This window comes from Asaia sp. A2 (assembly GCF_057319415.1).
The window spans coordinates 122,783-147,064 of the sequence record NZ_JBXWTO010000004.1 but is presented as its reverse complement, the minus strand read 5'-3'; the positions used below and the strand labels follow the sequence as shown (position 1 = coordinate 147,064).

The 24,282-nt window shown below is 59.9% G+C and carries 21 protein-coding genes; 14 read left to right on the top strand and 7 right to left on the bottom strand.

The features are described from left to right. Positions 1-191 precede the first annotated feature (191 nt). Positions 192-971 carry an acetoin reductase gene (locus tag ACWNRM_RS05085; RefSeq protein WP_485169751.1) on the top strand — a complete coding sequence of 260 codons (780 nt, stop codon included), beginning with the start codon at positions 192-194 and terminating at the stop codon, positions 969-971. Positions 972-1,050: 79 nt separating this feature from the next. On the opposite strand, the gene ACWNRM_RS05080 is transcribed toward ACWNRM_RS05085, so the two are convergent. Then, positions 1,051-2,466: an L-serine ammonia-lyase gene (locus ACWNRM_RS05080; RefSeq protein ID WP_485169752.1), complete on the bottom strand. Its 1,416-nt coding sequence runs from the start codon at positions 2,464-2,466 to the stop codon at positions 1,051-1,053. Positions 2,467-2,810: 344 nt separating this feature from the next. Further along, positions 2,811-3,830 (bottom strand): cupin domain-containing protein, encoded by a 1,020-nt coding sequence (locus ACWNRM_RS05075; RefSeq protein ID WP_485169753.1) that lies wholly within the window; start codon positions 3,828-3,830, stop codon positions 2,811-2,813. 186 nt (positions 3,831-4,016) lie between these two features. Between ACWNRM_RS05075 and ACWNRM_RS05070 the strand changes: the two genes are divergently transcribed. Continuing rightward, on the top strand, positions 4,017-4,862 hold the full coding sequence (locus tag ACWNRM_RS05070) for an aldo/keto reductase (protein WP_485169754.1): 846 nt from the start codon (positions 4,017-4,019) through the stop codon (positions 4,860-4,862). A gap of 144 nt (positions 4,863-5,006) precedes the next feature. Here the strand turns inward: ACWNRM_RS05070 and ACWNRM_RS05065 are convergent, their stop codons facing one another. Then, positions 5,007-5,360 (bottom strand): hypothetical protein, encoded by a 354-nt coding sequence (locus ACWNRM_RS05065; protein ID WP_485169755.1) that lies wholly within the window; start codon positions 5,358-5,360, stop codon positions 5,007-5,009. Between the two features lie 275 nt (positions 5,361-5,635). Between ACWNRM_RS05065 and ACWNRM_RS05060 the strand changes: the two genes are divergently transcribed. From ACWNRM_RS05060 to ACWNRM_RS05035, 6 genes are all read left to right on the top strand, one after another. After that, positions 5,636-5,911 (top strand): hypothetical protein, encoded by a 276-nt coding sequence (locus ACWNRM_RS05060; RefSeq protein WP_485172158.1) that lies wholly within the window; start codon positions 5,636-5,638, stop codon positions 5,909-5,911. A gap of 252 nt (positions 5,912-6,163) precedes the next feature. Further along, positions 6,164-7,801 carry a hypothetical protein gene (locus tag ACWNRM_RS05055; protein WP_485169757.1) on the top strand — a complete coding sequence of 546 codons (1,638 nt, stop codon included), beginning with the start codon at positions 6,164-6,166 and terminating at the stop codon, positions 7,799-7,801. Beyond that, positions 7,798-8,706, top strand: coding sequence for a hypothetical protein (locus ACWNRM_RS05050; protein ID WP_485169758.1), 909 nt, complete (start codon positions 7,798-7,800; stop codon positions 8,704-8,706). Before ACWNRM_RS05055 ends, ACWNRM_RS05050 begins: the two co-directional genes overlap by 4 nt. Next, positions 8,703-9,257, top strand: coding sequence for a hypothetical protein (locus ACWNRM_RS05045; protein ID WP_485169759.1), 555 nt, complete (start codon positions 8,703-8,705; stop codon positions 9,255-9,257). Before ACWNRM_RS05050 ends, ACWNRM_RS05045 begins: the two co-directional genes overlap by 4 nt. Then, the gene (locus ACWNRM_RS05040; RefSeq protein WP_485169760.1) at positions 9,250-10,407 is read left to right on the top strand and encodes a hypothetical protein; all 1,158 of its coding nucleotides are present in this window, start codon (positions 9,250-9,252) and stop codon (positions 10,405-10,407) included. The genes ACWNRM_RS05045 and ACWNRM_RS05040 overlap by 8 nt, the downstream gene beginning before the upstream one ends. Next, positions 10,404-11,804: an NADH-quinone oxidoreductase subunit D-related protein gene (locus ACWNRM_RS05035; RefSeq protein WP_485169761.1), complete on the top strand. Its 1,401-nt coding sequence runs from the start codon at positions 10,404-10,406 to the stop codon at positions 11,802-11,804. Before ACWNRM_RS05040 ends, ACWNRM_RS05035 begins: the two co-directional genes overlap by 4 nt. Positions 11,805-11,845: 41 nt before the next feature. Here the strand turns inward: ACWNRM_RS05035 and ACWNRM_RS05030 are convergent, their stop codons facing one another. Beyond that, a complete protein-coding gene (locus ACWNRM_RS05030; RefSeq protein WP_485169762.1) occupies positions 11,846-13,264 on the bottom strand; it encodes a lipopolysaccharide biosynthesis protein in 1,419 nt (472 codons plus the stop codon). A 222-nt stretch (positions 13,265-13,486) separates the two neighbouring features. Between ACWNRM_RS05030 and ACWNRM_RS05025 the strand changes: the two genes are divergently transcribed. Then, a complete protein-coding gene (locus ACWNRM_RS05025) occupies positions 13,487-14,917 on the top strand; it encodes a protein adenylyltransferase SelO (protein ID WP_485169763.1) in 1,431 nt (476 codons plus the stop codon). Positions 14,918-15,122: 205 nt separating this feature from the next. Continuing rightward, positions 15,123-15,608 carry a hypothetical protein gene (locus tag ACWNRM_RS05020; protein ID WP_485169764.1) on the top strand — a complete coding sequence of 162 codons (486 nt, stop codon included), beginning with the start codon at positions 15,123-15,125 and terminating at the stop codon, positions 15,606-15,608. A 465-nt stretch (positions 15,609-16,073) separates the two neighbouring features. Here the strand turns inward: ACWNRM_RS05020 and ACWNRM_RS05015 are convergent, their stop codons facing one another. Further along, entirely contained in the window at positions 16,074-16,307 is a 234-nt protein-coding gene (locus ACWNRM_RS05015) for a hypothetical protein (protein WP_485169766.1), read from the bottom strand. A 197-nt stretch (positions 16,308-16,504) separates the two neighbouring features. On the opposite strand from ACWNRM_RS05015, the gene ACWNRM_RS05010 reads away from it, so the two are divergent. From ACWNRM_RS05010 to ACWNRM_RS05000, 3 genes are all read left to right on the top strand, one after another. Continuing rightward, complete coding sequence (locus tag ACWNRM_RS05010; protein WP_485169767.1) at positions 16,505-17,155, top strand: FMN-dependent NADH-azoreductase; 651 nt, start codon at positions 16,505-16,507, stop codon at positions 17,153-17,155. A 15-nt stretch (positions 17,156-17,170) separates the two neighbouring features. Beyond that, on the top strand, positions 17,171-18,637 hold the full coding sequence (gene pdxR / locus ACWNRM_RS05005; RefSeq protein WP_485169768.1) for a MocR-like pyridoxine biosynthesis transcription factor PdxR: 1,467 nt from the start codon (positions 17,171-17,173) through the stop codon (positions 18,635-18,637). Positions 18,638-18,720: 83 nt separating this feature from the next. Continuing rightward, positions 18,721-19,788, top strand: coding sequence for a TlpA family protein disulfide reductase (locus ACWNRM_RS05000; protein WP_485169769.1), 1,068 nt, complete (start codon positions 18,721-18,723; stop codon positions 19,786-19,788). A gap of 139 nt (positions 19,789-19,927) precedes the next feature. On the opposite strand, the gene ACWNRM_RS04995 is transcribed toward ACWNRM_RS05000, so the two are convergent. Further along, the gene (locus ACWNRM_RS04995; protein WP_485169770.1) at positions 19,928-21,502 is read right to left on the bottom strand and encodes an RNA repair transcriptional activator RtcR family protein; all 1,575 of its coding nucleotides are present in this window, start codon (positions 21,500-21,502) and stop codon (positions 19,928-19,930) included. A 185-nt stretch (positions 21,503-21,687) separates the two neighbouring features. On the opposite strand from ACWNRM_RS04995, the gene ACWNRM_RS04990 reads away from it, so the two are divergent. Beyond that, on the top strand, positions 21,688-23,091 hold the full coding sequence (locus ACWNRM_RS04990) for an RtcB family protein (RefSeq protein WP_485169771.1): 1,404 nt from the start codon (positions 21,688-21,690) through the stop codon (positions 23,089-23,091). 172 nt (positions 23,092-23,263) lie between these two features. On the opposite strand, the gene ACWNRM_RS04985 is transcribed toward ACWNRM_RS04990, so the two are convergent. Beyond that, complete coding sequence (locus tag ACWNRM_RS04985; RefSeq protein WP_485169772.1) at positions 23,264-24,181, bottom strand: glucosamine inositolphosphorylceramide transferase family protein; 918 nt, start codon at positions 24,179-24,181, stop codon at positions 23,264-23,266. Positions 24,182-24,282: the final 101 nt, after the last annotated feature.

Sequence of the window (24,282 nt, the reverse complement as noted above, 5' to 3'; positions counted from 1 at the left end):
AACGCGAGGGACGCGTTGTTCTCGCAAGGCTTCCGACACGCTTCATCGGCGGTCGGACATCAAACGTCTTACTTGTCACAAGCCGGTCAGGCCTGAAATCCGTCGTTACCACCACTCGTTAATGCTGCAGGAACGGGCTGAGTGACCGGCGTACATCACTGGTGCTGGCCCAGATGATAAGGGAAGCATCCATGTCGTTGAACGGGAAAGTCGCCCTCGTTACCGGTGCCGCTCAGGGAATTGGTCGCAGCATAGCACTCAGGCTGGCACGCGATGGCGCCGATATCGCCCTTGTGGACATCAACGCCGATCGTCTTTCGGATGTTCGACGCGAAATTGAGGCCATGGGACGCAAGGTCTGTGTCTCGGCTGCCGATGTAAGCCAGCGCGACGCTGTCTATGCCGCCATTGATCACGCGGAAGCGGAACTGGGCGGTTTTGACATCATGATCAACAATGCGGGTATCGCGCAGGTGAACCCGATTGCCGAAGTCGCGCCCGAGGAAGTCGAGCGTATTTTGCGTGTCAACATCCAGAGCGTTCTTTGGGGCATTCAAGCTGCCGCGGCCAAGTTCAAGGCACGAGGCCACAAGGGCAAGATCATCAATGCCTCGTCCATTGCAGGGCATGACGGCTTTGCGATGCTGGGTGTGTATTCCGCCACCAAATTTGCCGTACGTGGCCTGACACAGGCCGCCGCCAAGGAATATGCCAGCGCTGGCATCACGGTAAACGCCTACTGCCCCGGCATTGTCGGCACCGATATGTGGGTCGAAATCGACGAACGGTTCTCCGAACTGACCGGCGCAGAAAGAGGACGCACCTACGAGAAATTCGTTGAAGGTATCGCGCTGGGTCGTGCCCAGACGCCGGACGACGTGGCGGCTCTCGTCTCCTTCCTGTCCGGTTGTGACTCAGACTACATCACGGGGCAATCGATCCTGACAGATGGCGGGATCGTCTATCGCTGATCATCCTGGCCGTCGGCCCGGTCACACAGGCTGACGGTTCAGAATCTCATGGCCAATTTGTCGTTCAGGTGAGGGCGTATCAACACTCCGGTAGATTCACCGCAAGGCCGCCAAGCGATGTTTCCTTGTAACGGTGGCTCATGTCACGACCGGTTTCCGCCATCGTGCGAATGACCTGATCGAGCGAAACAAGATGAGCCCCATCGCCATTCAGCGCGAGTGAGGCGGCGTTCACCGCCTTGACCGCGCCGAAGGCATTACGCTCGATACAGGGGATCTGCACGAGACCGGCGACCGGATCGCATGTCATGCCCAGATGATGTTCCATCCCGATTTCGGCAGCATCCTCGATCTGCTCGGGGGTTCCTCCCAGAGCAGCGGCCAGCCCCGCTGCCGCCATGGATGACGCAACGCCCACTTCACCCTGACAGCCGACCTCTGCGCCGGAAATCGAGGCATTCAGTTTGAACAGCCCGCCAATGGCCGAGGCGGTAAGCAGAAATTCCCGCATGGCCTGGGTCGTTCCGGGTGATGCGAGCGGCGCGCAGTAGTCACGGTAGTAGCGCAGGACCGAAGGAATGATGCCTGCAGCCCCATTGGTGGGTGCCGTGACGACGCGCCCTCCGGCAGCATTTTCCTCATTCACCGCGATGGCAAACAGGCTGATCCAGTCCATGATGGCGTGGGCCGAGCGCATATTGCTGCGCTCATGCGCACAAAGCTTTTCATGCAGGGCATGGGCACGACGTCGCACCTTGAGCCGCCCGGGCAAGATTCCTTTCTGCATGATGCCGCGTTCGATACAGGCCAGCATGACCGCGATGATCTCATCCAGATAGTGCTCCACTTCCGAACGAGGGCGCAGGGCACATTCATTGGCCATGACCAGCGCGGCAATGCTCAGATTATGGGTACGGGTCTGCTCAAGCAATCCGGCACCGCTGGTGTAGGGATAGGGCACATCAGGCTGCGCGTAGCCTGCTGTCTCCGTCACGCTTTCCGAAACAATAAAACCGCCACCGACCGAACAGAAACGGGCGCAATCAAGAACCTCCCCTTCAGCCGAAAGTGCCTCAAACTGCAAGGTATTGGGATGAACGGGCGGCACAGTTTCGCGGTCGAGAACCAGATCATGATCCGGGTCGAACGGGATCACCCGGCCATCATGACCAACATGCTTTGTGCGCCTCACGCGCTCAACGATCCCATCCGCCTGATCGGGGTCGACCGTATGAGGCAATTCGCCGCACAGTCCCAGAATGACCGCCTTGTCGGTGGCATGCCCCTGGGCCGTCCAAGCCAGGGAGCCGTATAGCGTCACGCGCAAACGGGCAATCTCTGCCAGACCGTCCGTTGACGCTGATGGCTCGGCCCCGATCGGTATCCGATGATCAGTGAGAGACATCATGAAGCGCTGCGCGGCGCGCATCGGGCCAACCGTATGGGAGGAGGAAGGGCCAATACCGATCTTGAAAAGGTCAAACAGACTGATCATGAACGTCTCACCGCGTATTTTTCCTGAAGCAGATGTCGGCCTGTAAACCTCTCATCCTGATTAACCCACCCGCCACAGCATGATCGCCAGCCACGCGCTCTCCCTGACACTTCATGAATCGGGTAGAACGCAGTGACAGTCATCCGGCATCTGGGACTTGGGGTTTCAACCATAACGTCTGGCGTCCTCCCTGACAAAACAGGCCAGACACCCGAACCATTCCTACGCTTGCAGTGCGCGAACACGGCCTGAACAGGGGTGGCTGACACCGCCCGAGCGTGCAGGGCAACAAGCCAGTCGCCGCGCACCAACGCAGCACAGGCAATCGCGCGGGACAGGACCGCTCAATGCGTACCATACCCCGCTGAACGAGTTGACGCCTGAGCTGCAAAGACGCTCTCCCTGACTGCAAGATCAGCGACGACCGCCACATCGACACACAGATGGGCTGCAATATCCTCTGCCGAACAGGCTGCCAGCCATTGTGCCAGGGAGAGGTCGTGATAATGATCCGATCGGAAGATTTCGAGCACCTTCATCACCTGCGCGCCATGATTGCGAATAAGATACCCTTCGCCACGCGGCACATAGGCCATCATACCAGGGCAGAGAGACGCATTTTGCTGTCCACCCCCCTTTGGCAGACTGTTCAGGCATCCCGCCCCATCAAGACAGATCTGCCATACCGAGGTGTTAAGGTGCCAATGCAGGTCGGTCTGGCAACCTGGTTCGATCTCCACGAGTGCGGCAGATAGCGCATCAGGGTCGCTGAAGGCGGCTGCCTCGACCACCCGGAGACTGCCCCACGCAGTGTGCTGGGCTTCCTGTGCCTGCAGGCGATGATGAAACGACACGCCAGAGGGCACATCATCGGCGCAGATTTCGGGAAATGCAGACAATGTTTTATCCGGCTCGCGTCCACCCATGAAGGCCACCACACTGGCCTGTTCTCCCGCTTCACAATGAAACCAGGCAACAGCCGATGCGGGCACGCTCCAGACATCGCCTGCCAGCAGCGTCTCGCTATGTATCGAGGCCCTGGCATGCCGCCGCATGTTGAGGGTTGCGCATCCGGCAACGACCATACCCCACCCTTGTGCAGGACATGCAACCGCTGCGCCGCATATCGACGTTCCAAGCGCATGATGCACAACCCGCACCTCCCGGACTCCAAAGGGAGCAACACGCTCGGACCAGGACCAGCCCTCGCCTTGCGGTGTGGTCATACAGGTCATCGAGCTGCGGGGCTTTACCCGCGGCATGAGGTTCCCGCCTGACACACGCCTTCCCGAGAACAAGCCCGTTCCTCTTGTCGGTACCGCGCCCAAAAGGCGCTGAAGGACGATACGATCGAAAGACGCCATGACTGGCCTCCTCTCCGGGAGTGCAGCGGATATGCATCGGGGCACGTCTCGTCTCCCCCGACAGATTAACGCCAAAGCCGTGTTGGCTCACATTAGATCACCAATTCGTGATGACGCTGCTGGTTTTATCCCCGAACGCTGTGGCCACTCTGACGCTTGCTTCCAAGAGACAAAAGGGAAGTTTTGATGAAAACCGTCCGTTTCAGCAACGACTGCGATGTCCCGGCTCTCGGTATGGGTAGCTGGAATATCGGCGATTCGACAGCAAGCAAAGCCGAAGAGATCGCCAGTCTTCACATGGGCCTCGACCATGGTTTGAGGGTGATCGACACCGCCGAGATGTACGGCAGCGGACGCTCGGAACGTCTGGTTGGCGAAGCCATTGCCAACAGGCGATCCGAAGTCTTTCTGATCAGCAAGGTCCTGCCCTCCAATGCCAGTTTCGAGGGTACACTCAGAAGCTGTCAGGCATCATTGAAACGACTGGGAACGGATTTTCTTGACCTCTATCTTCTGCATTGGCGCGGCGGCGTCCCTCTGGGCGAGACCATCGAGGCTTTTGAGACGCTCATCGACAAGGGCCTTATACGACGCTGGGGCGTTTCAAATTTTGATACTGAAGACATGCAGGAGCTCGAAGCGACAGCAGCGGGATGTGCCGCCAATCAGATCCTCTATAATCTGGAGGCACGCGGCGTCGATTATGACCTGATCGATCGCGATCGATCCAGTAACGTCGTCACGATTGCCTATTCTCCGCTCGGGCAGGGAGGAAGTTTGCTGCATGCTCCTGTCCTCGCAGAGATTGCCGCTGAACACGAAACAACCGCAGGCCCTGCCACGCCAGCGCAGATTGCGCTTGTCTGGACACTGAGACAATCCAACATTCTTTCAATCCCCAAGGCCGGAACACGTCGGCATATGAAAGACAATATTGCGGCTTTATCTATCAGGCTGCGGGTTGAAGACATGAAACGTCTGGACGGGTATTTTCCACCGCCCCAGCGCAAGGTGCCGCTCGAAATGATCTGATAGCCATGACGCTTCACTCGGCCCCAGGTCTTGCTCCAATGTGCGTGATTGCGATGCAGATGGCGGCAATGGACACGTGACGGTTTTCACGCATCGCGTGGCAACATCTCTGCACTTCTTGCGGCGTGCCCCTTAGGTTTTCGATCAGATGTCGTTGCCGACAAGCCCATTTGGACCAGGCGATCCACGCTCATTGTGTCTGGGCGGAATGACGGGGCGTGAGCCTCTGTTCCACAGGGCCTTGCGAAACCGGGCCTCGCGAAACCGGGCCTCGCGAAACCGGGCCGAGGCATAGACCCGGTCGCAGACAACGTGATCCAGAGTGTATGGCGGCTCGTCAAGGAGGGTCATGGCCGAGGGGAGTTCATGGGCCCGACTTGGCTTCAGGTCAAAAGACAGGCCTTGGTCCTGCGGATGAAAATTCGGTCTGCTGAAGCGTTCGGGCTGCGGGCCACCGGAGGCCGAGGCCAGACGGGATAGCGTACCGTTTCGTCTCATTACTGGCGCCGCCGGACGATTGCCGACATGGTCCGCCGCAGCTCGCACAGCAGGGTTTTGCCTTTCGGTCGGCCTGCCTCATCCAGTGGTTCTCACACCGAACGTGCACCACAGAAAATACAGGCTGCACCATGCTCATTGCAAATGAGGCAATGCAGTCACATTCAGCGTTCAGTCCCTGACACATCCTGATATTGGGAAATTATTTATTTTGCGTTACTAATTTATAAACGATAAATTAACATTATTTCTTATGAAGTCGAAGGAAGAACAAATTGACCCCTGCCGAATTCGAAAAATTCATGACCGTACACCCGGAACTGGTCGAGCAGTTCCGCAAGGATCGTCGTATCTGGGTCTCACACATACCCAGTGTTCAACTGCGCAGCTTTACTGATCACCTCAGCAAACTGCTGGAATGTCGATTGCTCTCCACACAGATCGAGCCTGAATTTGAATATGTCTTTTATGATCCAGAGGCTCATGGCAATTCGAGCAATGAGCTGCTTGAATTGTCCCACGAACGTGCCGGAGATCTGACGCGTCTCTGAATCTTCCGAGACTTCAGGGGCATTACTGGCCTCGGCGCAAGGATACCGAGACCAGGACGATCCGGACGCATAAGGCCTTTCGCGCACCGGTTTTCCTGAATCTGATGTCAGCTAACGAACGATGAGACGATTGGGCGATTCGTGAAACTGGTTTAAGAAGATCGCTCATAGCGTTCCTTCCTGTCAGGATTTCCCCTGCTCGCGACCTTCGCCCTTGCCCTGCTGCTCGCCTGTATTGTCCTGAGGCTGGCAATGCCTGTCGCGCGTCATCCGGGGCTGGTGGTCGTACGTCCGGGACTGCTGGCAGTGCAGATTGTGGTTGCCTGCTGGGCCGCCATTGGCGGCGGTCATGTGACACTCGGCCCCCTGGTTCTCAATCCGCTCACGGCCTGCTGGATCGTGCTCTGGGGATTGAGTCACCTGTCTCCCGAACGTGCGTGCGGCCCTGTCGGCGAGGCATTCGGCACGCTGGGTCTGCTCTGCCATGAGCCGGTTATGGCGCTGACCTGCTTCATGCCCTGCCTCATCGAAAACTGGCAGCAGCCTTTTGCAGAGCACGCAGGAAAGGCGCCGCAAGCAGACCGCAAGAGTATTAAGGTCCATCCTGAGGAATGGTCGACGACGCCAGTCCGGCAACAGCGACACAGAGGATGGCGGCTGGGCCTCCTGGCGCCTGCCGCATGCTGCCTTGCTGCGGCAGCCTTTTTCCCCTCGCATGGATTAGAAACCGCGCTCATCACGCATGATACCGGCACGGGTGCTCTTTCGGGGGTAATTTCAAGCACCGTTGGTGTTACGCCTGACACTGACACCATGCTATCCACCCGGCTCCTCCCCCTCGCGGCGTTGGCTCTCCTGCCGGCCTTCGCCACCATGCCTGTTCTTGCCTATTCCCTGATCGTACCCGCCCTGCTCGGGCAGAGTGGCATGTTCTGGCCTGTCGGTCTTGTCGTGCTTGGCAGCATTCTGTCCCTTCTTCTACCCCTTCAGCGCGTATTGTCTTTCTGGCCGCTCTTCCTTCTGGGTCTGACGCTGAGCGCGCGCGTCGGCGGCCTTGCTGATAGCGCCCTCGCGGGGAGTGAAGCCTTCGTTCTGGCGCTCGCCTTGCAAGGGTTGCGGGGAAAGACGGGTCTTCTGCAAAGCCCCGTCCCTCCACTGGCCGGCTTTCTTCCCTTTTGGCTGGGTTTGCATGTCGTGAATGGTCTGACCGGACTTTCACCTGCATGGACTGCCGGGGGCATGATTTTGAGTCTTGTGATCGGGGTGATCATGGTCAGGGCATGGCTTGCCTCCTGGCAGGCCCTCTCCCGCATGCTCCAACCCGTATATGGCGCATCCCATTCCACCGCAGGGCCGACAGTGCGCGGTACCGCCTCACTTTCCGGGCCGTTTGGCCTGCGAGATATACCGTCTCTCACTTTGGGTCTGTGCCTGACAATCTGTCCCGGACTTCTGGTCGGGCCGATACATGATGCGGCCCTGTTCATTGCAGGTGTACCTTCGGATATCTGGCGCGCTTGGCCGATCTGGTCGATTGCAGGAGGAGATGGTGCGTTCTGGTATCCAGCGCTGGTCTTTCTCGTGCCCGCCCTCATTGCTCCGGCTTTCATAACGCACATTCCGGCCATATCCGCACCGTTACCGCCTTGGCCGACCGCTACGCTCAAACTCGGTCTTCCCTGGGTGACACGTCGTCTGCTCGCCACCGGACGACGTCGCGTTGTCCTGATCCGGCAGGTCCTGCTGCGCCAGATGCGTAGTGATGATGTCATGTCCCGCCCTGCCGGTCTGTTCCCGCTCCGGCCTGACATGTTCCTTGCGCGTCACGCGCTCGTGCTCTGGTTGCTGCTCATCGCCCTTGCGTTGTCCTGGATGGGATGGACAGCATGATTGCCGCTATAGCCCTGCCGCTATGCGCCTTGCTGGGGCAGGCTCTGACCATGTTCCTACTGGCACCATGCCTTACCGATCTGGAGTGCATCGTGGAAAGGATGATGGCGGGACGTCACGGTCCTTCGCCCGGTTGGCGGTGGCGTCAACTGCGCGCCGGATGGCAACAGCATACGATAATATCGCCCCTGAGCTGGCTGGGTTTATGCGCCACGGTGATTGCCGGGCTGAGTATCCCGTACGCAACGACCCTGATACCGTTTCATTTTCTCTCGGAACCTCTCGCCTGCGGTGTTCTGCTGATCCTTTCCTGTGCGCCAGTATGGGGTCAGGCTATCACCGACACGCCGACACGGATGACAAGGCTTCGCCTGCTGAACTCGTTGGGTGCATTGGGGCACGATCTTCTGTTTCTGGTGCCTCTGCTCGCCCTGACGGGAACGCTGATCACTGTTGGATTACCAGGCTCGGCGACACTCGTCGGCTTGTTGCAGCAGCGCCTTCTGCAGCCTTCACCCGCCCTTCTGGGGGGACTTGTCTTCATTGCGGTTGCATTACTGCTGATCCTCAACCGTCGATTCCTGTCGCAGTCATGGCATGAGCAGCTGATTGCAGGCGCCGAGGGACGCCAACGCAGCCTGTTGAGGTATCAGCACGATCTGACGGCGCTGTGCTGGTATCTCCTTGTGGCCGATCTGATCTGGCCGGATTCGATTGCCATAGCGGCCACATCGGCTGGACATTTAGCCCTGCTATGGTGCCTGGCGGCGCCAGCCAAACTCGGGTTCCTGGTGATTTTTGCGACGGCGTGGCGGGTCATACGGCCTCTGCCCTCGGCGCGGCTAGCTCTTGTCCTGAGCGGTGCTGCCATCCTGCTGGTTGTTGCGGGAAGGCTGACCTCATGATCGTTCTTCTTGGACTGACCCTGCTCATCGCCCTCGCGGCGATTGGGCGCGATGCACGCATCCTGCCCGTTCACGGCACCTGCGCGGCGGCCTGTGTCTCGGGCATTGGTCACGGTGCGCCGGCTTTGGCCGCTCTTCTCTTTCTGCCCGTCCTCAATGGTGCGGGACTGATTGTACTCCGTCGCCATGTAGCGTGGCGCTCAGGAGAACCGCATGAGCGGCGCTCTGCCCAGCAAGCCGCCGGACTTGCCGCTTGTGCGGCCATTTTTCTTGTGCTGTTGACGGCACTTGTTGCAACCCCCGGCATACCGGCACTGGTATGCATCGGCATCGTTCTGGCGGGTCTCTGTGGTGCGACCCTGCCGGCACCCCTGTTACAGCTGGTCGCCCTGTTATGCACACTCAACGGTCTGCTTCTGCTGGGCGGTTACATGCATAGCTGGCCGCTGGTTCTCGGTACGGCTTTGGTCTGGACCGGCCTTCTTGCCCTGGGCGGATGGCTTATGCCGCGTCTTGCATGGCATCGTATCAACGGCCCTGACCATGATTGAGGCCCTTCACCAGCTCGCTCGTTTCCTCGTACCTGCATGGCCACTCCTGGCTGCCAGTCTCATGGCACTTCTGCCTGAGACACGTGCCTTGCGCTCGGCACGACATTTCGCTCTGGCCGGGCTGATGCTCACCCTTTGCCTGACACCGCTCCTCCCGGCTCAGGACCTGCTGAGCCGGTGGGGTTGTCTCATGGCGGGGGCAGCGCCTTCTCTTGCGCTGGGCAGGGGGCAGACCCGTCTGACCCTCTGTCTCGACTTTATATGCAGCAGCATCATTACCTTGGCTCTTTGCGCCCATGATGTGCTGGTTGTCGTATGCCTGACCGCCTGCGCAGCGCTCATTCTCGCGTACCGCGAAACGCTCGCCACGACACGCGCACGTCAGGCATGGGAATCGATGCGCATGCGCCTTGCCGGACTGATCCTTGCCTTGCTTGGAACCAGCCTGACAACCATGAACCCCGACCTGGCCATCGTCCGGTTGGGTGATCTGTTTCTGGCTGTCGGCCTCTGCCTGCTGGCAGGGCTCGGTACAACCGTACCCACACAGGGCATCAGTTCCGACGTTGGCCCTGATGGTGCGATGCAGCGTTCCGAACGGGCGACAGCCCTGCCCGACATGCTTTTGTGTCTGAGCGCCGTAGCACTCATGCTGCGTCTGCCCAGCCGAGACGTCACGCACATGGTGCTCCTTCTCGCGGGGCTCGCTGGTTTGTGGCTTTGTGTTCTGGCGCGTCAGGACGGCCCCAGATTTCTGGTAGCCCTTGCCACAATTGCGGCTGTGCTGCCCAGCGGACCTGTTCCCTCTCTGCTCTTCCTCAGTTCTGGCATGACACTCGCGGCCGTTTCCGGTGTTCCGGACACCATGCGACGCTGGATCATGAGCGGCCTACCTCCGTGGCCGGGCTTCACGGCGGGCTGCATCATGCTGTCAAGTCTGGAGACTTCCGGTCTCCTGCCAATTCTTCTCGTCCTCCCAGCATTGGGGCTGACGGCGAGCCGCGCCACCTTGGACTATCAATTACCTGTCCATTGGCGGGACCGCGCGCTCATTCTCGCACTCCTCATTCTGGGGATGGCCGCCCCTCTTGTATCGGGTCTCGTCCCACAGGCCAGCGCCGTCTGGGTTCCATCGTGGAGCGCACCATGAGCATGATCGCCCACATCAGGGCCGGAGAACGCCTGACCCCGCACCACTACAGCCTTGATGAAGGGCAATGGCGCAATATGATCACTGCATCACCGGGCTGGTTCATTGCCCATTGGTGTGACGATAAGCGTGCCTATGCCTTGTTTCTCGACCAGGAAACACCGATCATGGTCAGTACGGCCCTGATTGATGGGCGTTATTTTGCCCTGTCAGCGGCTATGCCCTGTGCCTCCTGGCCCGAGCGCATTGCGCAGGATTTGTGGGGCTGCCTGCCACTGGGCGCGACTGACACCGAGCCAGCCCTTGACCGGGGTGGCTGGTCCAGCATCGCACCGCTATCTGCCCGGTCCGTTCCCGCCTCGGTCCCGACGGACCACCCCCCCTCCCCATCTGTGTTCATGCAGAGCCTGCATGGCGATATGGCGCCGTTCATGTGGGGGCGTGGCAAGATCATGCCTGGCGCTGCACATACCGGCCTCATACATCACCTCAAGGGGCACAAACCCGAAGACGCGCTTCGCCTGATCGGGCGCAGCAATGCATCGGCGTTCGTAGCCGCCCCGCTGGCGTATTCACGCGCCATCGAGTGCGCCCTTGGTATTGCCCCCGATGACGATGTACGCGATGCCCGCACAATTCTGCTGGAGATCGAACGCGTCATGGTTCATTGCCGGGACATGGCCCAGATGGCAGGTTTGATGGGATTTAACCTTTTGGCCACCCATACCACTCTGGCTGAAGATCTTTGCGCTGGTCTGTGCACCCATCACGGGGCCAGCCGCCGCCTGACTGATATGATCACCCCGCAGGGAATCACTGCAGGCGTCGATATCTGCGCTCTCGCCCATGCCCTTCATGATGCTCTCATGCCGCGCCTGCCCGTTATCGAGGGGCTGCATACCCAGATGGCCGAAACCCTGGAAGGACTTGGCACGATCACCCCCGCCCGTGCCCAGGCCCTTTGCCTCGGTGGCCTGGTCGGTCGGGCTTCCGGACGCTCATTCGATCTGCGCCAGCTTGAAGACGACATGCGTCACGTTCCCGGTAGGGCAGGCTCGCGCCTTGGTGGCGATGGCTGGGCCAGACAATGCCTGCGCCTTGATGAGATACGTGACTCGCTCAGACGCATCGACCGTATTGCCGCAGATTTCGGCGTGCCTTTGCCGTCACCGGCAGCGGACACATCCGGGTCCGGGGAGGGTATTGGTGCTGTCGAGGGCCCTCATGGCGATATCTGGTGCTGGGTGCGCCTCGAAGAGACACGCCTTGACGGGATCATGCTACGTGATCCTGCCCTTGCCACGCTGGGTTCTCTCCCCGCGTTGATGCATGATGTCTGGGAGGACAGGCTTATTCTGGCGTCGCTGGGCTTCGATCCTGCTGGAGCCGAGCAATAATTCCCGATCAGGGGATTACTCCGGCCCAGCGGCAATAAGCATTAGGCCCCGACAACGACCCTGCTTTGCGTCTCGCCCCCGGCATGGCCCGGGGCGCTGTCCGGCGCGGTCTCTTCGGTATGCTTGATCGCTGGTGAAGCTGGCTTGAGCGGATCGGCCGGTGGACGCAGGGAGCTGGCCACGGCGCGCCACAGACGCGTCACGAACATCACAAAGCTGCTGAGCGCGGTCGCATAGCAGGCGCCAGTCAGCGAGAAATGCCGTGTAAGACCATAAAGCACGGGAAAATAGGCCAGTGTGATCCAGGTACGGTTGGCCATGAGAAAGCCGATTTGTCCCATGACCGTCAGCAAGGGTTCGAGCGGCACGACCAAAAGGGTGAGCACCGCAGAAACGAGCATGATCGAGACGTAATAGGTGGTACCATGCAGGTGGATGTGCAGCATTAGCGAGAAAATTCGCCCACCGAAGAAAGCCGCCACCAGAAGGAGTGCGATAGAAACGGCGCAGAGGATACCGAATATCTTCCATGTCAGGCGCTTGAGACCGCTCCAGTCCTGCCGGTCACGCATCTTGACCAGCTCGGGATAAAGCACAGGCGAGAGCATTTGTGCCGGTGTGACGATCCCGTCGGCAATCTGGCGGCAGATCCTGAATACGGCGGCCTCGGCAGAGCCGAGTAACGACCCCACGACCAGCGTGCTGATATGGCCGGACACTGCCCCGAGGGTCTGATTGATGCTTGTCGAGCGGGTGAAGGCCCACATGCCCGGCAATTGCCAGCGCCATTGCCCGAGCACATCACGCCAGCGCAAACGCAGGCCGATTTTCTGACGCAAGGTGGAAAGCGCAAAATACAGGAACAGGCCATAATCCATCAGCACGGCCCCGGCCCAGACCAGAACGAAAAAGCCGAGATCAAGATGCAGCCCATAGCCGACAGCCGTGCCCGCCGTACGGAAAATGGCCGTACAGGTATCGCTGACCGGCACGAGATGGAAACGCTCCGTCAGGCGCAGAACGCCATTGCTCCACCCGGTATACATGAACGGGCAGATCAGCGCGTAGCCATAGGCCAGGAACGTCACCCAGTGCGACCAGTGCGCCACATGCGCGTAGAACGTGACGCTGATTATCCCGATACAGACCGCCACCACCGCGGAGATCAGATCGAGCCTGACACAGAACCCGATGATCTGACGCAGGAGAACCAGGTCGCGTCTGGCGTAAGGGTCATTTCCGTAACGGATGAGCGTTTGCCAGGACTGCATGCGCGAGAAGGTCGAGGCCATGATGCCCAGAGAATGGATCAGGATCAGCAGACCGAACGACGCCAGCCCCAGTGCCCGCACGGCAAAGGCGATATAGGCAAAACTGCATATGGCCGTCGCAATGCGCCCCAATGTCAGGAAGCTGACATTATGGAAGATCCGTCTGGCGGCAGAGGGGTGGGTCGACATGCAGGGGTTTTGAACGTCCGGCCATGAAATGGGAAGGGAGGGGTCGAAAAAACTTGCAGGTTTCGCTCTTCGAGCCCCGACCGCCTTGCCTGAAAAGCGTGAGAAACCATCTCATGGTACACAGGACTTTCTGTCAAAGGCGAGTTTGTTCTTTTCACCCCTGACGTTTCGGGTGCCATTTCAACAGGGCCGCTTTCGTATCGGCCCTACCAGCGAGGTCCCATGTCCCTGCCCCTGAGCCCGGCACCTTTCCCCCCCACCATGGCCGTGCAGGCTGATCCCGCCCGGTTTCCCGCGCTAAGACTCGTTGCCCTGAATGCTGCGCTGGCTGAATCGCTGGGCTTTTCCTCCGCATGGCTCGAAACCCCCGAGGGTGTCGATTTTCTTGGGGGGCAGACACGGCCTGACGGTATTGCCCCTGTGGCACAGGCTTATGCCGGGCATCAATTCGGCCAGTTCGTGCCACAACTGGGCGATGGACGCGCCCATCTGCTGGGGGTTGCCGCCGACCGGCAAGGCCGTGATTTCGATGTTCAGCTAAAGGGCTCCGGCCCCACACCACTCTCCCGGCGTGGCGACGGTCTGGCCGCCATCGGGCCGGTCTTGCGCGAATATCTTGTCAGTGAGGCCATGGCCGCGCTCGGCGTTCCCACCACCCGCGCCCTCGCTGCGGTTCTGACGGGCGAAACGGTCTGGCGTGATCGCCCCCTGCCGGGTGCCGTTCTCGCACGGGTTGCTGCAAGCCATCTACGTGTCGGTACATTCCAGTATTTCGCTGCACGGCAGGACAATGAGGCTCTGCGCTTTCTCTGTGATCTGGCAATCACGCGCCATTATCCGCACGCAGCCACAGCCGAAAATCCCGTAAGAGCTCTCTACGAAAATGTGGTCGCGGCTCAGGCAAGGCTGATCGCCCAGTGGATGAGTCTCGGGTTTGTGCATGGCGTAATGAACACTGACAACATGGCCATTTCGGGCGAGACGATCGATTATGGTCCATGTGCCTTTCTCGATGTCTACAGCCAGGACAAAGTCTTCAGCTCCATCGACCGTAACGGTCGCTACGCCTATGCCAACCAGCCAAAACTCGCAGGCTGGAATCTGGCCCGCCTCGCCGAAACCCTGCTTCCCTTCTTCGATGCGGACGAAGCGCGTTCCCTGGCATGGGCACAGGAGACGCTGGGCACGTTTGCCACGCTTTACGAAAATGCATGGCTCGAAAAAATGCGTCCGAAATTCGGACTCACGACATGCGAACCGGATGACAAGGCCCTGATCGAGCGTTTTCTGGCGATCCTGGAACAGGACAGACTGGACTGGACACTGAGTTTCCGACGCCTGACCCGCCACGAGTTGTCATGCGATGCACGGAACTCACCTGCCATGACGAAATGGCTACAGGATTGGGACGCACGCTGCACACGGGAAGGCGTATCCGCCATTGTCCGTGAAAATGCCATGCGCCAGATCAACCCCGCAGTCATTCCGCGCAATCATCGGATTGCCGAGGCGATCGACGCTGCGGAGAGCGGTGATTTATCAGTGTTCCACGCCCTCCTCTCCCGGCTGGAATGCCCCTTCGTTGACGATGCCGTCTATGAAACCCCACCGCGCCCCGAGGAAGTCGTGCAGGCGACATTCTGCGGTACGTAGGCCCCGCTTCTTCAAAGGGGGGATGACTGACTCAGACGCATCACAAGATGGTGCCTCAACTTGCCGTAGTAATTGCGCGCCGGTCATCTCCGGTCCGGCTCGACACCCGCATTGGAACCCGCAAGTCGAGCGATATTGTGAAGCTCACCATCCTGGCACTACAGGACCCAAGGCGATACGATCCGGACCCGGAACGGAGTGACTCATGACCTCGATGCGTAAGCATTGGTTCTATCCCCCTATCGTCACGTCCTGCATCGCTGTGTTTCTGTGGCTCTCAGGTTTTCAGAACTCCCCAGTGAAGGCGGCCCACCAGACGCTCATCGGTGCGACGTGGATAGGCACGCTCGTCCTTGCTTGCTGGGTGTGCTATCGCCCTCCCACGCTCAGGCGTGGCCTTGTGCGCAGCCTTGCCCTTGGAGGTTCTGGCTTATGGATAGCGCGCCATACACTGCCCGGCTTCGATGAGGGTACAACCCCTCATATCGGGTGGGTCCGCTTCATCAGCGTCGGCCCTGCCGTTCTATGCGAAAGCACTGTCCTGATTGCTGCCATGCGAGTTGTATTCGGCAAAACTGGCGATCCAGACAAGCTGAAGGATCTCGGATTACCGCCTCTTGCCGTCAGGGCCATGCTCGCAGAAGCTCGTTTCTGGCGCTGGGTCCGGCACGCTCTGACCGGGCCACGATGAGCAGGAAAGGAAAAACAAACCAGTTCTTTCGCTGTTGACGCTGACTGTCGTTTTTTGTCCACTTCAGAAGCATTTCACTGCAACATAATAACCCTAACAAGCGGCATTCGGTGTAAACCGGACCGGCTCGCTGCGAAAAATATTTGTACCATGCGCACCCATCACTGCATTGAGGAGCTTCGTGTCCCCTCGAAGTTGATGCAAGGTCACGGGGCCATCATGCGCCATTCCCGCGCGGCATCCGGACTTATGAATCAAACGGGTCGCTCGTGCGCCTGAAACCGATTGCCAAACGGTTGAACAGGTTCATCAGTCCGACAGCGATGGTCAGGTCCACAATTTCCTTCTCAGAGAACACCTCGGAGAGCGTGCAAAATTCGGCGTCAGGAATGACCGTCTCTCGCACGCATGTGACACTCTCCGCCCAGGCAAGGGCCGCCCGTTCGCGCGCGCTGAATGTTGCCTCTACCTCACGCCATGCCTGAAGCACACCGAGTTTACGTGGGGAAACACCCTTTTCGAGCAGGGTTTCGTATGGAAATCGAGATAATAGGCATAGCCATCGATCTGTGAAATGCGCAGATAGATCAACTCGATCAGAAGCGCATTGAGTTCCGAACGGGCAATGTAGCGATAGACTTCACCCAATGCCCTGATCCCTTGCGGGGTAATCGCTTCATAATCCAGACGCTGCGGCATGTATTTGTCTCGCGGTGGTGATGGGTCCCAATGTTCCTCTCATGGGTGTTGCACCATCGGACAGGACGAAGAATGATGTTTTCAGTTGGACCTCCCATCTTGGTACACGCGAAGAACAGGTTTCTGGTCCTGTCGTCGCCGGGCGGATAGACCCAAGAATCATCACTCTTCTTCTCTCGCCCTGCGGTGCCCAAGCGATGCAAATTCTTCATATCGATTGCAGCCCTCGCCCTGACGGGCAAAGCCGGATCATTTCGGCGGCCATCGTAGCGCGTCTGCGTGCGCTCGAACCCGGTGCTGCCATTGTCTGGCGCGATATCAGTGCTCTGCCGATGCCCGATGCCCCCTACGCTGCGCTTCTGGCACACCCTGATGATGCGACGCCCCCTGCTGCGCGGGGATCGATTACCCTGTCAGAAACACTCATCAGGGAAATAGAGGATGCCGATATTCTGGTGCTGGGAACGCCCGTGCATAATTTCACGGTCCCCGCCGCCCTGAAGTCCTGGCTGGACCATGTCGTGCGCGTGAACCGGACGGTTGCGCTGAGTGCACAAGGCAAGAAGGGACTACTGACGGATCGGCCTGTGCTTGTAGGTGTCGCGGCAGGTGGCGTCATCCTCGGCGAAGATGCCCAGCAGCCGGATTTTTTCACCCCGTATCTCAGAGCAGTTCTCGGCTGTATCGGACTCCATAACCTGCATATTGTTTCCGTTCAGGGAACGGCATTCTGCGATGTCTCCGCGAAGGCCGCGGCCCTGGAGAACGCCCTGTCGACGCTCTCACCCGTCCTTTCCGCCTGCACCGAGGCCGAACTTTCACACGATATCCCGGCGCCACATGTCTGAGACGGGCTCCCACGCATGACCGCACCCACGGCCCCGCTCGCAGGACTCATACTCGACAGGCAGAGCACGCGGACCCTGAGCGAGCAGATCGCAGGGCATATCGAAAGTGCCATACGCTCTGGCGCCTTGCCCAAAGGCAGCCGCCTGCCATCCTGGCGTGATCTGGTCACACAACTTGGTGTCGCCCGTGGGACCGTGCGTGCGGCCTATGATCGCCTGATTGATCGCGATCTGCTTTACACTGCCGGGGCAGCCGGCACGCGCATAGCCTCCCCGCCGGAATGGCCAAGCCGAATGAAACAGGCCGATACGGCCAACCCATCGATATCTGCTGCGGCATCGCGCCTGGATGACGAGACCGGTTACGGGTCTCTTGCCCTTTTCCGGCAGAGGGATACAAGGCCACTATCATTCCAGATGGGTGTTCCCGCGCATGATGTGTTTCCTGCCACGCTCTGGGCGCGTCTGCACCGGCAGGCTGTGCAGGCTTCAGCCCTCAATACAGGCGTCATGGACCCGCGCGGCCTGCCGGAATTACGGACCGCACTGGCCTCTCACCTTGCTCTGGCCCGCGGGCTGGATTGCACCCCTGATCAGATCCTGATTACGACGGGCTTTCGCAGTGGGCTTGCCATGGTCCTGCGTGCCATTGATTGCGCAGGCAAACAGGCCTGGGTAGAAGATCCGGGCTTTCCCATCACGCGTATGGCGCTCGAAAGTGCCGGTGTGCACCCTGTGCCGATTACTGTGGATGACGAAGGGCTGGATGTCGCGCAGGGGCAAGCCACCGCTCCCGGTGCAGCATTCGCGCTTGTTACCCCCGGTCAGCAGGCACCCATGGGGGTTTCGCTCAGCGCAGCGCGTCGCTGTGCCTTGCTGCACTGGGCGCGACAAAGCAATGGCTGGATCATCGAGGACGATTATCTGGCTGAACTGCATCTGAACGGCCGCTCGCCTCCGGCCCTGGCCTCGGGTGAGCATGCTGATCGCGTGATCCATATCGGCACATTCAGCAAGACACTTGCCCCTATGGTCGGGCTCGGCTTTGTCGTGGCACCGCCCAGCCTGCTCAAACGCCTGACCGAAACCGCCTGGTGGCTGGCCACCCCACCCAATAACGCGGTGCAGATTGCCGTGACGCGATTCATGCGCGAAGGGCATTATTTCCGACATCTGCGACGCACACGCGAGGCCTATACCCAACGGCGTGACCTGCTGCACCAGACATTGCGGCACTGCCGGGCGCCCGTAGCCCATGATGCGGGGTTGTCCGTCATCCTGCCACTTCCCTCGGGCTATGATGATGCCAGGCTGGCGCAGCAGGCGCGGGCGGCCTCCCTCGGGATTACGCCACTCTCGGCGTGGTTCGCCAAAGGGTCACGCGCCCGGTCAGGCGTGTTGCTGGGCGTGGCCAATATACGCCCCGAGCAGGTCGAGGCCGATTGTCAGACACTCCTGAGCCTTATGGGCACAGGCCCCTGACAGGGGCACAGTCCCCGCTTCCCTGCGCACCCAGCTACCCACGCACCCTCCCCTTTTCAATTTCAGGACAAGGACGATCAACCATGCCCGGCTTCCGACACGGCCTTCTGGCTCTTCCCTTTCTTTTTCCGATCTGGGGGTCCAGTCAGGCGCGAGCCGACACAGCGCCTGCTCCTGACTCAGCGGCGTTCATTGCCGAAGACCCGGCCCTGTCGAAGATGGTTGGCCACGCCATTCCGGCTTTGCAATGGCAAACGCTGGACGGGCAGACGCTTGATCTCGCGGCACAGACCCGCAAGGGGCCTGTCTATCTCAAGCTCTGGGCCACCTATTGTATTCCCTGTCGCGCCCAGATGCCCGGCTTTGAAGCGCTTTATCAGCGCTACAGGACACGCATGAGCATCATTGCCGTCGATATCGGCTTTGGGGAAAACCGTGACAAGGTTGCCGCTTTTGTCAAAAAGACCGGACTGACAATGCCGGTCGTGATGGATGACGGCAAGCTGAGCGACTGGCTGCAGATTCGTGCCACTCCCCTGCATGTGTTGATCGACCGTGATGGACGACTGGCCTATCTCGGCCATCAGGATGGCCCAGCCCTCGATGCAGCGCTTGAGCGGGTATCGACCAGACCATGCACAGCGGGTGAGATCCACTTTGCCGACATAACCCCCACACCACCTCTGACCACCGGAGAACAAATTCCCGAGATCACACTGGGCGATGCGACAGGTGCCACGGTGCCTCTGCGCCAGTCTGGCGCGACCAGAAGCCGCAAACCCCAGATTGTCCTGTTCACAGCGCCCTGGTGCGAAAGCTATCTCGCCACGATGGACCCGCCGACTGCCCGCAACTGCGCGAACACACGTCACGTGGCGCAAAAACTTGTTGGGCACGTCGCGTCAGACTGGGTTGTTATAGGGGCGAGACTCTGGACCGAACCAGCAGATATGAATCCGTTCCAGACCCTCTACGGCCCCGGATTTCGCGTGCTGCTCGATCGGGACAATCTGGCTTTCACGCGGTTTGGTGTGCGTCAGATCCCGGCCGTGGCCCTCATCACGAAAGACGGCCGCCTGTCACGGATGATCGACGGATCGGACCCCGATCTGGCCTTGCAGATCAAGGCGTTTGCGCGTCAGGAGCAATAAGCCTGCCCCCTGATGGTTGCCGGACGCCCTGGAAGCGTCTGCGCTTTCAGGCTGAGAGTTGTTGCAGGCAAACAACCCCCTATGGGCCAGAACCGGGGAACCGGGACGCTATGATCACCGGTGTTCAGGATGCTGGTGATCAGGTGAGCGTTTTCCCACCTTTCCTGACGGCGTCCCAATCCAGATCAAAACGTGCCAGATATTTGCGCAACCGGTCTGCATCATTGCGGCTCGAACGCTGCGTACGAGAGACAGAAAACAGGGTTCGCCCTGCGTCAGACAGGCTGGACGACATGCGGCATATCCGCACGACCGTGGCCAGCTGGACGCGATCGAACATATCGATTGCGGCCGGATCCGGAACGATATCGGCCAGTGCTGCCATATCGTCCGTGAATAAAGAACCCGCGGCACCCTGCCTCGCGGGACGCCAGCGTGCCGACAGCTCTGCAATTTCCTCGTCGATCATGGGTACCGTAATGCGACCTCGTTCGGCCAATGTGCATAGCCTGAGCAACGAGTCCGACAGATCGCGATAATTCCCCGACCAGGCCGCATCGATCGATGTCGCAAAACGCATATAGCGCGCCCGTGCGCCCGGAGCGAAGCCGGCTTTGGTTCCTGAACGGCGTTCGGCTGTGTCAAGCGCGTGATCAAACGCTGCTTCAATATCTGCAAGACGTTCCCGCAAGGTTGGCAGACGTATGGTCCAGGGAAAAACGGACTCCATGCCCGCCCCGTCTCGCGCGGTCGCAATCAGGCTGAACTGTGCATCCAGATCGGTCTCGCCACCCAGCGGACGGTAGCGCTTTGCCACCGCCGCGCGAAAAAGAGTGTCGCGCAGGGCCTGTGGCACATTTTCCATGCCGTCGATCAGAAGCGTGCCGCGATGGGCCTGCGCCAGAAACCCTGCCCGTTCAGTCCCGGCCGCACTGCCGAGGCCTCGTTTCTGACCCAGAAGCAATGCGGTGCCATCCTGCGTGGCAAGCAGACTGCCATCCACGCGAACGAGCGGTCCGCGCAGCAAGCGGCGCTGGGTACGCAGCTCGTGAATATTGGCTGCAAGCGTGCTCTTGCCGCAGCCCGCCGGGCCGGTAATCAGGATGGGAGCATCTGACCTCAGGGCTATCTGCTCAAGCCGCCCGATCAGGCGATCAATCGCGGGGTCGGCACCCGCAATACCGCTACGCAGCAAAGTGGAATGTTCAGCAGAGGCGATCTCGAAACGATGCCTGATCGCGTCATATCGTGCGAGATCGAGATCGATGAGTGTCAGACGCCCGTTGGGTCCCGTATCACGACGCGGGGGCTCCATCTGGATCAGGCGCGCCGGGACATAACGACTTTCGGTGAGCAAATACCAGCAGATCTGCGCGACATGCGTGCCTGTGGTCAGATGGACGAAGTAACGCTCACGGTCCTCATCGAAACCATAGGCGAGAGCGAAGTCATAGAGCTTGGCATAGACCTCCTCCAGATCCCAGGGATTGTCGAAGTCGAGCACGGTCAGACGCACTTCGGTGTCCGGCGAAATGGCCGCAATATCACGTGCAACGTGATGGGCCAGTGCCTCGGCATATCCGGGATAAAGCAATTCGAAGCGATCGACCGGCAGGGAATCATGGCCGCACAGCCTGGCGCTTGGCTGCCACGACCCGACTCCGCGTGTGCGATCGATTTTGACGCCAAGCAGACCGATAACCACGTTTCTCATGAGACGATTATCCCAGATAAAAAACGATACGCATAGATAAAAACCGGATAAGCTACATCAGCGAGAACATTTCTTTTATCGTTCCGAAACAGTGCCTTAGACCAAAAATCGGGTTTTCTTTCGGCCAAACCTCCCGCCGTCCATGCTTGAGCCAGATGCAAGCGACGAAAAGAAAGGACATGGCCATGAGCGCGCCTGTAGAGATTGACGGCAAAATTCTGATCGAATGGGGCCACACGCCCGGGCCCGCGTTTGGCGCAGCGCTTGAGCAGGCACGCGCATTGGCAGCAGAAGGGCGTGATGAGGCCGCCATACGCGCTGCCGTGGCCCCGACTCCATTACTGCCCAAACTTCCGCTACAGGACGCCGATACAGTACCGCTTCATGTTTCGCTGGATGCCGAAACACCCGATGAGGCGCTTAACCGTGAGCGTGTCATTGAGACGATGCGAACGCTGATGCGCACGCCTACGGTGACAGCGGCAGCCATCATGCCCGATGCCTGCCCGGCGGGGCCGCTCGGCACTATTCCAGTCGGCGGCATTGTCAGCACGCGCAATGCCATCCATCCTGGCATGCATTCACCCGATATCTGCTGCTCGGTAATGATGACGGATCTGGGCATGGTCGATCCTGTGGCTGTGCTCGATGCGGCCTCCGGGGTTACGCATTTCGGTGCGGGCGGGCGCGATCAGGGGCGACGCTTCACGCTCTCGCTCGACCTGCTTGATGCGTTCCGAGCCAATCCCTTCCTCAGCCACCAGAAAATGCTGCACACGGCGCAGTCCCATATGGGTACGCAGGGGGATGGCAATCACTTCCTGTTTGTGGGGCGGTCCCGTGCGACAGGCCATACCGCCATCGTGACGCATCACGGGTCACGCGGGCCGGGTGCTCAGCTCTACCGTGCCGGTGTGGAGGTCGCTGAACGCTGGAGGCGTCGCCTGTCGCCCGAAACATTGCGGCAGAATGCCTGGATCCCTGCGGATAGTGATGAAGGGCGCGATTACTGGGAGGCGCTCCAGATCATACGCCGCTGGACCAAGGCCAACCATAACGCCATCCATCAGGCGGTAACGGAGAATCTGCGTGCCACGCCGGCAGAGCGTTTCTGGAACGAGCATAATTTCGTGTTCGAGCGCGACGGGCTGTACCATCACGGCAAGGGGGCAACCCCAGCCTGGGGCAGCTATGCCAGCGATGCGACAGGCAAGGTGCTGATCCCGCTCAACATGGCCGAGCCGGTTCTGGTCGCACGGGGGCGCGATGCTGGTCACGCCCTGGGCTTTGCGCCCCATGGTGCGGGCCGCAACATGTCACGCACCGAGCATCGCCGCCGCATGGGTGAGGCAACCCCGGAAGCGCTGCTTGCCGCCGAGACACAGGGGCTGGACGTCCGGTTCTTCGGAGGGAAGATCGATGTATCGGAGCTTCCGTCGAGCTACAAACGGGCTGCAAGTGTCGTGGAGCAGATCGGGCGCTATGATCTGGCAGATATCGAGGATTATATCGATCCTGTCGGCTGCATCATGGCCGGCGATATGGCACCGCCCTGGCTGAATGGCCACCGTTCGGGTCGCCGAAACTAGAGCGAACCGCTGCCGGTATTCTGCGGGCACGACGCCGCAGAATACCGCCCCTGACGACAGCCTTTCGGCAGGTACGGCCGGTATGAAACGACCGGCGCCTCCGGCTCCGCACAGGCCGGTGGAGCGGCGCTCAAACCATACGCATCTCACCCTCGGGGCGAGAGGTGATGGGTCAGGCCAGCCCCACGCGCTTGCGCAGTTTGCGCAGTTCGCGTCCGGCCTCGATCATGAGACCATGCGGTGACAGAACTGTTCGCTTGATATCGAACAGCGTGACATCCCCTGCCGCAGACAGGGTGTGCATACCTTCATCATAGGGCGCGTAAACCGGCGGTATGGGCAAGGCTGGCCCGCTGTGAGTCACAACGCGCGCAGTGGTGAGTGCATCGAACCAGAGGGGGCGGATGGCGCCACCATAGGTATGAGCGCAATCCTGAACCGGCAGCATGAGCTTTCCATCAATCATGACCGGCGTGCCTCCAGCCCGTGCGCTGGAAGGGTCAAGGCGTATCGGGTTCTGACCATGACGCGTCCAGGAGCCCGTCAGGCTTTTGGCATAGGCAACATGCAGACAGCTTGGAGCTTTCTTGGCGGCTTCGACAGGGGTGTAGATCATCCACCACAGATCATCACGAAAGCAGAGCGTGGCATCAACGGCGACTTCGCCACCCAGATCGATCTGGCAGACGGGCTCCCACTGATCGGGAAAGCGCTTGGCACGATAGAGTGTCTGTGTGCCCGAACGATGCGCCTCGGGGAGCATCCAGAACGCGCCCTCTGCCTCGACGATCTGAGGGTAGGAAAGATGCCAGGGCTCACGCAGCACGATCTGCTGGCCGATAAGCCGATACTCTTGATCGTAGATGAGCACCTCAATTTCGCCGATGCGGTTGCGGTAGTCATAGATCTCGACAAAGACGTGCAGCCTGCCCTCGTGCCACACCCCGAACGGGTCAGCGCGAAACTGGAAGTCACGCGGCATGTCCGGCAGGAAGTGGCAGGGAATATCTGTCCAGTCGGGGCTTTCGAGCAACGTAGCAAGCGGGGCCTGCAAGATGCCGGTTCGCCAGATATCCTTTCGCAAGCTCATGTAATGTCTCTCCGGTAAATCAATACGCCACCCGACCTGACCGCAACGGGGCGGTTGTCCTGTCAGGGGGTGTCAGCAGACAGAAACAGGCAGGATTGCCC